Here is a 13,373-nt window from a genome sequence, read left to right as displayed (position 1 = left end):
ATTGCTCTCCATAATGTCTATGGATTTGGTGACACAATTTCGTATACGCTACCGGGACACCCAGACTGATGATAACCCATTTTTCCGGTGAAGCGTGGGCGGCCCTTACGACGTGCCTTTCCGCCGAGATGCCGCGTGTGGTATATCCTTTATCAAAGGTGCTCCGGATTGTTTCGTCGGGCTCCGACCAGGTATTTAAAGGTGCGAAGCGTGGCGTATCTTCTCGGTTACGACGCGGGCAGTTCCACGGTGAAGGCGGCCCTCCTGGACGCGGAGACGGGCAGGCCGGTGGCCTCGGCCTCCTCGCCGGAGGAGGAGATGCCCATCTCCGCTCCCCGCCCGGGCTGGGCGGAGCAGGATCCCCTGGTGTGGTGGGAGCACCTGAGGCGGGCCACCGCCCTATTGGCCCGGGAAAATAGAGCGGCGCTGAGGGAAGTGGAGGCCATAGGCATCTCCTACCAGATGCACGGGCTGGTGGTCACCAACGCGTCGCTGGAACCGCTGCGGCCGGCGATCATCTGGTGTGACTCCCGGGCGGTTCCCGTGGGCGAGAGGGCCTTCCGCGCGCTGGGCGAGGAGAGGTGCCTGTCGCGGCTGCTGAACTCCCCGGGCAACTTCACCGCCTCTCGCATGGGGTGGTTGAGGGAGAACGAGCCGCAGGTCTATCGCGGGACGCGGTGGATGATGCTTCCCGGCGACTGGCTGGCGGCGCGCATGACCGGGGAGGCGACCACCACGGACCCCGGGCTCTCGGAGATGATTCTCTGGGATTTCCTGGAAGACAGGCCCGCCCTCGAGGTATTGGAAAAACTTGGTATAGAGGACCGCCTGCTTCCCCCGGCGGTGCCCACCTTCTCCGTTCAGGGTGAGCTCCGCGGGGAGGCGGCCGAGGAACTGGGTCTCCGCCCGGGAATACCCGTTTCTTACCGTGCCGGCGACCAACCCAACAACGCCTTTTCCCTGCGGGTCCTCGAGCCGGGGGAGGCGGCGGCCACCGCCGGCACCTCGGGGGTGGTCTACGGGGTGACCGACGAGCGGCTCTGCGACCCGGGGTCGCGGGTCAACCTGTTCCTCCACGTTAACCATGCCCCGGGGCGGCCCCGCTACGGGATCCTTTTGTGCGTCAACGGGACGGGCATCCTTTACCGGTGGCTGAAAAGGAACATGGGGGGAGGAGGGGAGTGGGATTACCGGGTCATGAACCGGCTGGCCGCCTCGGCCCCGGTGGGCGCGCAGGGACTGGTGTTCCTTCCTTACGGCAACGGGGCGGAGCGCACCCTGGGAAACCGCGACCCGGGAGCCTCGCTGCACGGCTTGGACCTCAACCTGCACCGGAGGGAACACGTCCTGCGCGCCGCCCAGGAGGGGATAGCCTTCGCCCTGGGTTTGGGCATGGAGTTGATGGAGGAGGTGGGCTTCCGCCTGGAGAGGGTGAGGGCCGGGCGGACCAACCTGTTCCTGAGCCCCGTCTTCCAAGAGGCCTTCGCCGCCGTGTCCGGCGTGAAGCTGGAGCTCTACGACACCGACGGGGCCCTGGGGGCGGCCCGGGGAGCCGGGCTGGGGGCGGGGATTTACCGGGTCGTGGAGGAGGCCTTCGGGGGGCTGTCCAGGGTCGCCGAGGTTTGGAGCGACGAAGGCACCCGAGACGCCTACCGGGAGTCCTATGCCCGCTGGCGCAGGACCCTGGAGGGAGTCCTCGGGCGCATTTAAGGGACTCGTTCTTCTCCGCGGAAAAGGGAGACGGGCGGGAGCTCGCGAGGGAAGGGAAGATGGAAGTAATTGCCTTGCACAGCGTTTGCCGGTGGACTTTTCACGCCGGGAAGGGGGGCTTCGTGCCCGCGGACTCCATCCCGGAGTGGAGCCCAGATCGGTTGACCACCCCGGGGGCGGTGGAGATGGTGGCCCGGGAGATAGCCCCCCGCCTGCCGGACCACGTCCGGCTGGGAATGGAGTTCCACTACGACTACGAGGTGAACGAGGAAAACGCCGCCGAGGTCGCCGAGGCCCTGGTGGAGAACGGCATGTACCTGGCCCTGGTCACCCCCGGAGCTCACCGCCATTTCGCCTACGGGGGGGTGGCCTCGCTGGATCCGGGGGAGAGGAGGAGGGCGGAGGAGTTCGCCCGGCGAACCGTGGACCTGGCCTACGGACCCCTGCGCCGGGCCTGGCACCCGGACCCGGAGAAATATCCCACCCTGGTGCTGTGGAACGGCTCCTGGGGTTACGACCTGGCCTCCCCGGCCCTGGCCGACATGTACCGGAACCTCAAGGAGAGCGTGGCCTCCTTGTGCCGCTACGAGGAGGAGAGGGGAGGGGAGCTCTTCGTGGCCCTGGAGCCTAAGCCCAACGAGGGGCACCCGGCCATGCTCCTGCCCACCGTGGCCAGCGCCATCCTCTTCTGGAAGAAATTGGCGGAAGATTACGGGATATCCCTGCGTCGCAAGGGGGTGAACAAGGAATTCGGTCACTCGGAAATGATCGGGCTGGACCACGTTTACGACACGGTGGAGGAAGTGGACCACGGCATGCTGGTGCACATGCACGTCAACAGCCAGGGCTTAAGCGACGGCATCGTTCTGGGCGGGCCGGGGAAGTTCGACATCGACCACGGAGTGCGCATCAACGGGATGAACCTGGCCGTGGCCGCGCTGGCCAGGGAGGCGGGTTTCGCCCGCTGGAAGGGACACGACATGCAGCCCCGCCCCTACGATGACCGGGAACGGGCCCTGGACCGCGTGGTGCGTTCCATCCTCAGCTGGGAGGCCTGCGCCCGCACGGAGAGGGAGATGGACCATGCCCTGTTGCGCGAGCTCCTGGCCCGCCGGGAAACGGCCCGTGCGGAGGACCTCATCCGCGAGGCGGTGGTGGAGGCCTACCGGAAATTCGACGCCATGTACCGGGGTTGAGTCCTAAGCCACGCGGAAGGATCCCCTGAGGTGCAGGTCCTCCGGGGCCGAGGAGGCTCCCACGTAGACCTCGTAATCCGTTCTCTCCACCACCCACTTGCCGGCCGTGGCATCGTAGTAGGCCAGGTCCGCGGCCCGCAGGGTGAAGGAGACGCGCTTGCTCTCCCCGGGTTCCAGGTTCACGCGGGCGAAGCCCTTGAGCTCCTTCACCGGCCGGTCCACCGCGGATGCGGGATAGCCCACGTAAAGCTGGACCACCTCCTCGCCGGCGCGACGGCCGGTGTTGGCGATCTCCGCCTCCACGGTGAGCGAACCCTCCGCGGGAATCTCGGCCCCGCTCAGGCGAAGGTCCCGGTACTCGAAGGTGGTGTAGGAGAGGCCGAAGCCGAAGGGGAAAGCGGGGCGCATCCCCTTCTTGTCGAAGAGGCGGTAGCCGTGGTAATAGCCGTATTCCACGCTCCGGGCCTTCTTGTCGAAGGGCGGGAGCTGGTCGTTGCTCTCCGGGAAGGTGACCGGGAGCTTGCCGGAGGGGTTGACCAGCCCGAAGATGACCTCGGCCACCGCCCTTCCCCCTTCCATCCCGGGATACCAGGCCACGAGGACGGCCGCCACCCTTTCCCGCCACCCGGCGGTGAGCACGGCGGATCCGCCCTCGAGGACCACGATACAGCGTGGATTCGCCCTGGCAATCTCTTCCAACAAGCGCACGTCCCCGGGACGGAGGGAGAGGTCCTCCCGGTCTCCTCCTAGTTTGACCGGCCCGGGCATGGCTTCCCCCTCGTCCCGGGCGCTGAGGCCCACCACCGCCACGCAGGCATCGGCGGAGCGCGCCGCCTCCACCGCCTCGCGGAGGTCCGAGCCGTCGCGGTAGATTATCTCCATCCCGGGGCCGGCCAGGTCACGCAGCCCCTGCAGGACGGTCACTACGTGCGGCGGGCGTACCCGGCTGGAGCCCCGGTCGCCGATGTTGGGGAGGTCGGCCAGCCTCCCGACGACCGCCAGTTTCCTAATTTTACCGGGGTCGAGGGGAAGAATGGCGCCCTCGTTCTTCAGGAGCACGATACCCTTGCGGGCCGCTTCGAGGGCTAGTTCGACGTGTTCCGGGCAGGCCACCCGGTGGGGTCCGTAGTCCCCCGTGCCGGCGCCGGCGAACCTGGCCTTCTGGCGCAGGATGCGCGTCACCGCCTCGTCCACCAGGGACTCGGGGATCTCTCCCCGCCGCACCGCCCGGACCAGCCTTCTCCCGAAGAAGACGGCGTGGGGCATCTCCACGTCCAGGCCGCCTCGGGCGGCCCTCACCGTGTCCCGGGTCCCGAAGATGAAGTCGGACATCACCAGGCCGCGGAAACCCCACTCGCCCTTGAGGATGTCCCGCAGGAGGTGAGCGTTATGCGCGCAATATTCCCCGTTGACCCGGTTGTAGGCGCTCATCACCGCGGCCGCCCCCTCCTCCACGCAGCGACGGAAGTGGGGAAGGTAGACCTCGCGCAGGGTGCGCTCGTCCACCCGCACGTCCACGTAGAAGCGGGATTCCTCGATGCTGTTGCAGGCAAAGTGCTTAACGCAGGCCATGAGGTGCTTCTGGGCGCCGCGGACCATGGCCGCCCCCATCTCCCCCAGCAGGTAGGGGTCCTCCCCGAAGGTCTCCTGCGCCCTTCCCCACCCCGGGTGGCGCAGGAGGTTGATGCACACGCCGCCGAAGAAGTCGGCCCCCTGGGAGCGGGCCTCCACGGCCATGGCCTCGGCCACCCGTTCCTCCAGCTCCACGTCCCAGGTGGCCCCGCGGGCCATGGAGACCGGGAAGCAGGTGGAGTGGTTGAGGGCCACTCCCCGCGGACCGTCGGTGAAGCGCAGGGGCGGGATGCCCAGCCGCCGGTCTTCGCCGGCGCGGAAGGGGCGGAAGTTGTAGCGGAAAAGGGATACCAGCATTTCCCAGAGGCGCATGCGCCCGGCCATCTGGTTCACCTTCCGGCGAAGAGCCATCCCCTTCACCAGCTCGCGGATGACACGTTCCCTTTCCTCTCCCTCCGCACGCAAAACGGACTCCCAGGAGGGTGTGCCGCTTCCGCCTCCCTTGCGACCGGATCGATCTCCGCCATTCCTCTCACCGGGCATTTTCTCGACCTCCCCCTTGCCGATGCGGCTTGACGATAAAAGAAAAGACCGCGTTTCCCATTTCCGGTTCCAGGATAACACAACAAGGGAAAAAGCGCGTTGAACGGCGGAAATTGCCGTCAGGTTCGCCCGTGCGCGGTACCCTGAAAGAGCCTCGGGAGGAAAGCGGCGTTAATGGGCGGGAATCTTCACCTTGAGGGATGCCGAAGCGAGGCTGCGGGGACCGGACGCCTCGAAGGTGCCGTTGTCGCTGGGAATAAGGCATGGAGGCGACCGCGTCGGAATCCGCGACCGAGGAAGAACCCGGTTGAGGGGAAGGTAAGGGATGAAATGCCCTGCGTTCCGGAGGCTCGCCGAGGGGGAGAGAAGGGGCGGGATGAGGATTAAAAACCGTTCATGCAAGCCAAAAATTAATACACTATTACTAAACATTGTGCTTGACATTAAAAGTTCACCATGACTAAAATAAGCAGAGGTTGTCTCCGGAGGTCGGAAATTCAGTCGGGGAAGGGGGATGGTCATGTTCCGCGAGGACCATTTGGAGGCCATCGGAAAAGCCCGCCGGGAATGGGAGTTCACCGTGCTCAACCCCATAATGGAGAGGTGGCCGGAGAGGAGGGAGAACTTCTATACCCAGTCCGGCCACCCGGTCAAGAGGGTATACACCCCGGAGGATATCGCGGGCAAGGATTACCTGGAGGACATCTCCTTTCCCGGTTACTATCCCTTCACCCGCGGCGTTTTTCCCACCGGCTACCGCGGCAGGCTGTGGACCAGGCGCCTGATCACCGGCCTGGCCACGCCGGAGGAGACCAACAAGAGGCTCAAGTACCTGATCCAGCAGGGGCAGACCGGCCTGAACATCATCTTCGACAATCCCACCACCAATCTCTTCGACTCCGACAACCCCCTCTGCGAAGGGGAGGTGGGGAGGGACGGGGTTCCCTGCTGCACCCTTAGGGACATGGAGGTGATCATGGAGGACATAGACATGCAGGAGGTATCCACCTCCATCATCCATTCCGGGCCCTTCATCCTCTCCATGTACCTGGCCCTGGCGGAGAAGCGGGGAATCCCCTTCGACCGGCTCCGGGGTACTCTCCAGAACGACGTCCTGAGCCAGTATTACACGGTGAACATGTCCGTGGTGAGCCTGCGGGACGGCTTCCGTCTTTCCGCGGACGTGGTGGAGTACTGCCGTAAGCACGTCCCCCGCTGGAACCCCATCAGCTTCGTCGGTTACCAGATCCGGGAAGCGGGGAGCACCGCCGCCCAGGAGATCGCCTTTGCCCTGGGCAGCGCCATCGCCTACACGGAGGAGCTCATCTCCCGGGGCATGGAAGTGGACGACTTCGCCCCCCGCCTCTCCTTCATGTTCAACTGCCACAACGATTTCTTCGAGGAGATATGCAAGCTGCGGGCGGCGCGCCGCCTCTGGGCGCGCATCATGAAGGAGCGCTTCGGAGCCAAGAACCCGCTCTCCTGGCTGCTGCGCTTCCACGTGCAGACGGCGGGAAGCTCCCTCACCGCCCAGCAGCCGGTAAACAACGTCATCCGTACCACCATCCAGGCCCTGGCCGCCGTGTTGGGCGGCACCAACTCCCTGCATACCAATTCCATGGACGAATGTTACGGCCTGCCCTCGGAATTCGCCGCCCGCACCGCGCTGCGCACGCAGCAGATCATCGCCTACGAGAGCGGGGTGGCCAACACCGTGGACCCCTTAGCGGGATCCTATTTCGTGGAGAGGCTCACCGACGAGATAGAGGAAGAGGCCCGGGAGATAATCCGCAAGATAGACGAAATGGGAGGGATGGTGGCCGCCCTGGAGGCCGGCTGGGTGCAGCGGGAGATCGTGCGCGCTTCCAACGAGTACCATCGCAAGCTGAAATCGGGAGAGATAACCGTGGTGGGCGTCAACGCCTTCACCGAAGAGGATGACGAGGAGGTGCCCATAGAGATCCTGCGCATAGATCCCGCCCACGAGGCGCACCAGGTGAGGATGCTCCGGGAGGTGAAGGCCCACCGCGACCAGGGGAAGCTGTGGGAGGCCCTGGAGAGGATGAAGGAGGACGCCGCGGCCCACCGCAACATCGTTCCCTCCTGCATGGAGGCGGTGAAGGCCTATGCCACCCTGGAGGAGATGCGCTTGGCCCTGCAGGAGGCTCTGGGGGCGGGAAAGGAGAGCAAGGACGCCTTCATCTGCTGAAGGGGACACGGTTCAGGTGGGGGGGTGAGCCATGGGCGAGAAAAGGCCGATCCGGGTTCTCCTGGCCAAGGCCGGGCTGGACGGCCACAACCGGGGTATACAGCTGGTGGGTAAAGCCCTGCGGGATGCGGGGATGGAGGTTGTCTACGGAGGGCTGCGCATAACCCCCCGGGAGGTGGTGGAGATGTCCATCCAGGAGGACGTGGACGTGGTGGGCATCAGCATCTTCTCCGGCGGGCTCATGACCATCATCCCCAAGATCTACCGGGCCATGCAGGAGAACGAGGCCACCCGCGACCTACCCCTTGTCGTGGGAGGCATCGTCCCTCCCTCCGACGCCGAGGAGCTCAAGAGGATGGGCATCAAGGGGGTATTCGGGCCGGGGAGCGACCTGGATGAGATCATCGATTTCGTCCGTTCCCTGGCCGGGTCCCGATCCTCCTGATGCCGCTTCCCGCCGATACGGCCGCCCGCCTCCCCCGCGGGCGGCCCGCGGCTCTTCCGGGCCTGAAAGAACGCCCGCCTCCGCGCTCGCGCCGCCCCACGAAAAACAATGAGGTATCTTCGCAAGTGGAAGAAACTGGGAACGACGCCCGCCTCCATGCTCGCACCGTCCCACCCCCGAGAGGATGCCGCGAGGCCGGAGGGGTGCGCCCCCGCTCCTCCTGGCGCGAAACGCCTTCCCGCCGTCAACGTTCCCGGCCCCGGGCAAGAGGGCTAAAATGGGTCGGGCGATCGGGGTTTCCGGGGCGTGGAGGGACCGAGAAAGACCGGGAGAGCCCGTACGCTCCGGCAGGCGGGGCCGGTTCCCTTTGGAGTAAGGCGGCGGTTCGCGACGCATGGCCGCCTTTGAGGAAATAATTACCATAAGTTCGCCGCATTGCGGACGGAGGCGAGGCAAGCCCGACGTCCACGAGAGCGGGTCCACGGGACGGAGGGTGCGGGGGACCAAAGGGTCCCGATACCCTGCGACGGGTGTTTGGATGCGGGTAGCGGGGTCAGTCCAATGATCCATGGTCACCCGCCGTCGGGGGGCGGGTATGATCTTATTATGGTCACACAAGAGGAGAAGGTGGAACCCGCTCGCGGGTGGATGGCCGCCATCACGGCCTTCGTGGCGGCGACCGCCGCCTTGTCCCTACTCGCCCTTCTACGCCGGTGGAGGGACCGGTTGATGCCGCGCCGCGATCCCCGGCTTCCCTTCGAGGAGCTCATGTTGACCTCCGGGGACGGCACTCCCCTTTGCGCACGTCGAATCGGGGACCATCGACGGGAGGCGGTCATCGTCGCCCACCCGGCGGTAACCGGGCAACGCTACACTCCCCTGGTGGGACTCGCGGAACTCCTCGCCGAACGCTTCACCGTTTATACCTTCGATTTCCGAGGGCACGGCGCGAGTGGCGGTCACCTGGAGATAAGCCTGGAGGGACCGGTGGAGGACCTGGGGGCGGCAACGGAGTACGCGCGCTCCCGTGGCCATAACTGGGTCGGGGTGGTGGGTTTCTCCCTCGGGGGCATGGCGGCCCTGGTGCGGGTCGCTCTCCATGGGGACCTGGATGCCGTGGTTGCGGTCAGCGCCCCTCCGGCCTTTCCGGACGTGGAACGGTACCGGAGATGGCTTCCCCTGTGGTCCCTGTTCTTGCGCTTTCTGGGAGCGCGTTTCCGTCCCCGGGGACCGGCCGGACCGGTGCCCCTGGGGGTGGCGGGTCGCCTGCCCGAGATACCCCTCCTCATCGTGCACGGGGAAAGGGAGGTCTTCTACCGCCGGGAGGACCTGGAGCGGATGCTGGAACTGGCGAAGGGAAAGCCGGAACTCTGGGTTCTGTACGGAGCCGCCCACACCGAGTTGGCCGGGCGCGAGCGGGACCTGCTGCGCTGGCTGGAGGACAAGGCTGAGGCGCGCGGCCGGCACCACGATGGCGAACTTCCTCGTGACCTTGGTAGTATATAACCGTTCGAGGGGCGGCCGCGAGGGAGCATTGTCCGAGCGGCGAGAGGTCGCGCCTACGGCCGCGGTGGGCGAGGAGAGGAGGTGATGAAGGTGATCCTGGAGAAGCCCTGGGGTACCATCCGGGCCTACGCCCTGAACCAGCCCTGCACGGTGAAACTCATCACCATCAACCCCGGCCAGGAGACCAGCCTTCATTACCACAAGCTGCGCGACGACGTATGGATAATCCTGGATGGCGGGCTGGAGGTCACCATCGGGGAGGAGACCTTCCGTCCCGTCGAGGGCGAGGAGTTCATGATTCCCGCCGAGAAAAGGCACAAGATAAAAGCCCTGCGTGGAAGGGGCAGGGTCCTGGAGATAGACATCGGCTTCACCAGCGAGGACGACACCTACCGCATCACCGACGCCTACGGAAGGGAGCTGGAGGAGAGGGAGGAGCCGGGGCTTTGAGGAACGGAGGAGAGAGGAGCGAAATGCTGAAATTCGTCATCCCCAAGGGCAGCCTGGAAAGCACCACCATGGAGATACTGGACGACGCCGACTTGACCGTCAGGCGCAGCGGGGATCGCGAGTACCACGCCCGCATCGACGATCCCCGTATAGAGCAGGTGCGCATCCTACGCCCTCAGGAGATACCCAAGTATGTGGAGGAGGGCTTCTTTGACCTGGGCATCACCGGCTACGACTGGATAAGGGAGACGGGGGCCCAGGTGGTCGAGCTGGCAGACCTCCCCTACACCAAGACCGCCGTGGGAACCGTGGTCCGGGTGGTGCTGGCGGTGGCCGGCGACTCCCCCTACCAACGCCCCGAGGACCTCCCGGACGGGGTGCGCGTGTCCACCGAGTATCCCAACCTGGTGGAGGAGTATTTCCGGAGGCTGGGCAAGCACGCCGCCGTCTACCTCTCCTACGGAGCCACGGAGGCCAAGGTGCCGGAGATGGCCGACGCGGTGGTGGAGCTCACCGAGACCGGGGGGACCCTGCGCAAGCACGGGCTGCGCATCATCGACACGGTGCTTGAGTCCACCACCCGGCTGATCGCCAACCGCGAGAGCTACGCCGACCCCGAGAAGAGGCGGCTCATGGAGGAGATAAAGCTGCTCATCCTCGGGGCCCTGAACGCCAGGGGCAAGGTGCTCATAAAGTTCAACGTGGCCGAGAAGGACCTGGAAGCGGTCATGGAGGTGCTCCCCTCCATGAAGGCACCCACGCTTTCCAGGCTTTTCCAGAAGGACTTTTACGCCGTGGAGAGCGTGGTGGAGAAGAAGGGCATCAACCTCCTCATCCCCGAGCTGGCCAGGCGGGGCGCCGAGGATATCGTGGAAGTACCCATAACCAAGATTATCCCCTGAGGAGGAGATATGACGAGCTTGCGTGACCGGGCACGGGAGCTCCTGGAACGCTGGAGGGAGGAGATTCAGCGCCTCCCGGTGCCCGCGCACATACAGCTGGTGAACGGGGAGGCGGGTGAGCACCTGGAAAGGCTGGCTTCCGCGTTTCTGGCCATGGTGGAGAACGAGGAGGAGGTCGCGTCCTTCCAACCGGGGGGAGAGATGTACCGCCTGGCCGGAGAGATGGGAAAGCTGCGCTTCCGGCAGGGGTTCTCGGTGGAGGAGCTGGTGCAGGAGCACGTCATCCTGCGCAACGAGTTTTGGAACCTCTTCCACCAGTCCGTGGACATGAAGCGGGTGGTGGATTTCCAACTGGAGAAGAAGATAAATGCCTCCTTCGACAACCTGCTGCAGGCCGCCGCCGCCGCCTATCATTACCAGAGCTCAAGGGAGATCATGGAGAACCCCCTACGTGACCCAGTGACCGGACTCTATAACCAGAATTACTTTCACGGCCGCATGATGGAGGAGCTCCGGCGCTCGGTGCGCTACAGGCACGAGATAACCCTGGTCCTCTGCGAGGTGGGGAACTATCACCGGTTGGTGGGAAGACTGGGAAAGGAGAGTGCCGACGAGACCCTGCGCTACATCGCTTCGGTGATCTCGCGCCTGACCCGCGACTGCGACGTCATCGCCCGCATGGGGGAGGCCAGCTTCGCCATTCTGCTTCCCGAAACGGGGTGGCGGGGCGGAAAGGTGATGGCCGAAAGGCTCTGCCGCTACCTGGAAAAGGAGCTGCCACCGAGGGTACCGGGCGGAGAGAGCCCGGAGCTTTACTGGGGGCTGGCTTCCTTCCCCGACAAGGTGCGTTTTCCGGAGAGGCTGTACACCTGTGCCGTGGAGGCGCTGCGCGACGCCAGGTCCCTGGCTTGCGGGGAGATAGCCGTATACCGCGGCGCGGAGAGCGGGGGGACGTCCTGAGATGGCGGTGAAGCTGGTAGCCGACCTGCACGGCCGGTACTCCGATCTGCGGGACGAGGTGAAAGATGAGGACGTCCTCCTGGTGCTGGGCGACATCCTGGATCTCGTCGACTGGGCGGACTTGAGCGGTATCCTTCCCGAGGTGGTGGGCCGGGATAGGCTGGTGGAAAAACTGCTCGCGACGATGAAGAAGGGGCCGGAAGCGGCGATCGAGCTCCGCGAGGAGATTATATCCCCACATGGTAAGTATTACCACGCAATACTGGAGCGCGCCTGGGAGCAGTACGGGGAATTCGCCGCCGCCCTGCGTCGGACCGGATGTCGGGCTTACGTGATCTACGGCAACGGCGACCTGCCGGAACTTCTCGCCGAGGCCCTGCGGGGGGTGGAGAACGCGCTGCTGGCCGAGGGGAGGGTGGAGATAGGCGGCAGCGTCTTCGGGTTCGTTCCCGGGGCCGTGTATTCTCCCTTCCGCATGCCAGCGGAGATGGAGGACCGGGAATTCGGCGCCCGGCTCGAGGAGCTGGGAGCCGTGGAGGTGCTCTGCACCCACATACCGCCTCGGGTGGAGGAAGCCCTCTTCGACGTGGTGGCGGGAAGGCCGGTGGAGGGGAGCGCCACCCTGCTGCATTACCTGGAAGAAAACGCGCCCGCCTACCTCTACCACGGACACGTCCACCAGCCGGCGCAGCGGGAGTTACGTATAGGGGAGACCAGGGTCATCAACGTGGCCTATTACAAGCGGGAAGGATACGTGCACCTCCACCGATGAGTTTTGACGTGGAACGGCTGCTTCGCGAGGAGGTGAGGGACCTCCCCGTCTACAGCCCGGGCAAGTCCCCCGAGGAGGTGGCCCGGGAGCTGGGCGTTACCGACTGCGTGAAGATGGCCTCCAACGAGAACCCCCTGGGACCCAGCCCCCTGGCCATGGAGGCGGTGAGGGAGGCTCTTTCCACGGCGCACCTCTACCCGGATTCGGCGTGCGTCCGCCTCCGCGAGGCCCTCTCCGACCACCTTGGAGTGGGTACCGACCGTGTACTGGTCACCCACGGGGCGGACGAGGCCTTCGACCTCCTGGCCTACGCCTTCCTCGACCGCGGGGACCGGGTGGTGGTGGGGGACCCCACCTTCTCCTCCTACGAGCTGGCCGCCAGGACCATGGGGGCCGAGGTGGTCAGGGTGCCCCTGCGGGAATACCGCCAGGACGTCCGGGCCATGCTGCAGGCGGTGAACGAGAGCACCAAGATGATGATCCTCTGCTCGCCCCTGAACCCCACCGGCACCACGGTCAGCGAAGCGGAGCTGGAGGAGGCCCTCTCCGGACTGCCCCAAGAAGTGCTCCTGGTCCTGGACGAGGCCTACCTGGAATACGTGGACGATCCCGAACACCCGGACTCCCTGCGATATTTCACCGCCGATCCACGCCTGGTGATCACCCGCACCTTCTCCAAGATCTACGGGCTGGCCGGCCTGCGCGTGGGTTATGCTTTATGCTCGCCTCCCGTACGGGAAGCCCTGGAGAGGGTCAAGCTCCCCTTCAACGTCAACCGCCTGGCTCAGGCGGCGGCAGAGGCGGCGCTGCGGGACACGGAGCACCTGGAAAGGTCGCGGGAGATGAACCGGAAGGGCAAGCTCCACCTCTACCGTGTACTGGAAGAATGTGGTTTCCGCTACGTCCCCACCCAGGCCAACTTCATCCTGGTGGAGAACGGTGAGCACCCCGACCTGTTCATGGAACTGTTGCGGCGGGGGATAATCGTCAGGGACGGGGCGGCGCTGGGGATTCCGGGCCACGTGCGCATCACCATCGGCGACGAGGAGCAGAACCGGAGGCTGGAGGCGGCTCTCCGGGAGATCTCCGGGGGAGGTTGAGGCCGACT

The 13,373-nt window shown here is 65.5% G+C and carries 11 protein-coding genes; 10 read left to right on the top strand and 1 reads right to left on the bottom strand.

The window, feature by feature from the left end:
* Window positions 1-210 precede the first annotated feature (210 nt).
* Window positions 211-1,710: an FGGY family carbohydrate kinase gene (locus tag QME84_08315; protein MDI6874269.1), complete on the top strand. Its 1,500-nt coding sequence runs from the start codon at window positions 211-213 to the stop codon at window positions 1,708-1,710.
* 59 nt (window positions 1,711-1,769) lie between these two features.
* Complete coding sequence (locus QME84_08310) at window positions 1,770-2,906, top strand: xylose isomerase (GenBank protein ID MDI6874268.1); 1,137 nt, start codon at window positions 1,770-1,772, stop codon at window positions 2,904-2,906.
* A gap of 3 nt (window positions 2,907-2,909) precedes the next feature.
* On the opposite strand, the gene QME84_08305 is transcribed toward QME84_08310, so the two are convergent.
* Window positions 2,910-5,021 (bottom strand): glycoside hydrolase family 3 C-terminal domain-containing protein, encoded by a 2,112-nt coding sequence (locus QME84_08305; protein ID MDI6874267.1) that lies wholly within the window; start codon window positions 5,019-5,021, stop codon window positions 2,910-2,912.
* A 520-nt stretch (window positions 5,022-5,541) separates the two neighbouring features.
* Between QME84_08305 and QME84_08300 the strand changes: the two genes are divergently transcribed.
* The 8 genes from QME84_08300 (at window position 5,542) to hisC (ending at window position 13,365) form a co-directional block, all read left to right on the top strand.
* Complete coding sequence (locus QME84_08300) at window positions 5,542-7,230, top strand: methylmalonyl-CoA mutase family protein (protein ID MDI6874266.1); 1,689 nt, start codon at window positions 5,542-5,544, stop codon at window positions 7,228-7,230.
* A gap of 31 nt (window positions 7,231-7,261) precedes the next feature.
* The gene (locus QME84_08295) at window positions 7,262-7,675 is read left to right on the top strand and encodes a cobalamin B12-binding domain-containing protein (protein ID MDI6874265.1); all 414 of its coding nucleotides are present in this window, start codon (window positions 7,262-7,264) and stop codon (window positions 7,673-7,675) included.
* Window positions 7,676-8,302: 627 nt separating this feature from the next.
* On the top strand, window positions 8,303-9,181 hold the full coding sequence (locus QME84_08290) for an alpha/beta hydrolase (protein MDI6874264.1): 879 nt from the start codon (window positions 8,303-8,305) through the stop codon (window positions 9,179-9,181).
* A gap of 84 nt (window positions 9,182-9,265) precedes the next feature.
* Window positions 9,266-9,631: a cupin domain-containing protein gene (locus QME84_08285; GenBank protein MDI6874263.1), complete on the top strand. Its 366-nt coding sequence runs from the start codon at window positions 9,266-9,268 to the stop codon at window positions 9,629-9,631.
* A 23-nt stretch (window positions 9,632-9,654) separates the two neighbouring features.
* Window positions 9,655-10,533 (top strand): ATP phosphoribosyltransferase, encoded by an 879-nt coding sequence (hisG, locus tag QME84_08280; GenBank protein ID MDI6874262.1) that lies wholly within the window; start codon window positions 9,655-9,657, stop codon window positions 10,531-10,533.
* Between the two features lie 9 nt (window positions 10,534-10,542).
* On the top strand, window positions 10,543-11,493 hold the full coding sequence (locus QME84_08275; GenBank protein MDI6874261.1) for a diguanylate cyclase: 951 nt from the start codon (window positions 10,543-10,545) through the stop codon (window positions 11,491-11,493).
* 1 nt (window position 11,494) lies between these two features.
* Entirely contained in the window at window positions 11,495-12,265 is a 771-nt protein-coding gene (locus tag QME84_08270; GenBank protein MDI6874260.1) for a metallophosphoesterase, read from the top strand.
* Between the two features lie 8 nt (window positions 12,266-12,273).
* Window positions 12,274-13,365, top strand: coding sequence for a histidinol-phosphate transaminase (gene hisC / locus QME84_08265; GenBank protein ID MDI6874259.1), 1,092 nt, complete (start codon window positions 12,274-12,276; stop codon window positions 13,363-13,365).
* The last annotated feature ends 8 nt before the right edge of the window (window positions 13,366-13,373 follow it).

Source organism: Actinomycetota bacterium (genome assembly GCA_030019255.1).
GTDB lineage: Bacteria > Actinomycetota > Geothermincolia > Geothermincolales > RBG-13-55-18 > Solincola_A.
This window is presented reverse-complemented; position numbering and strand designations above follow the sequence as displayed.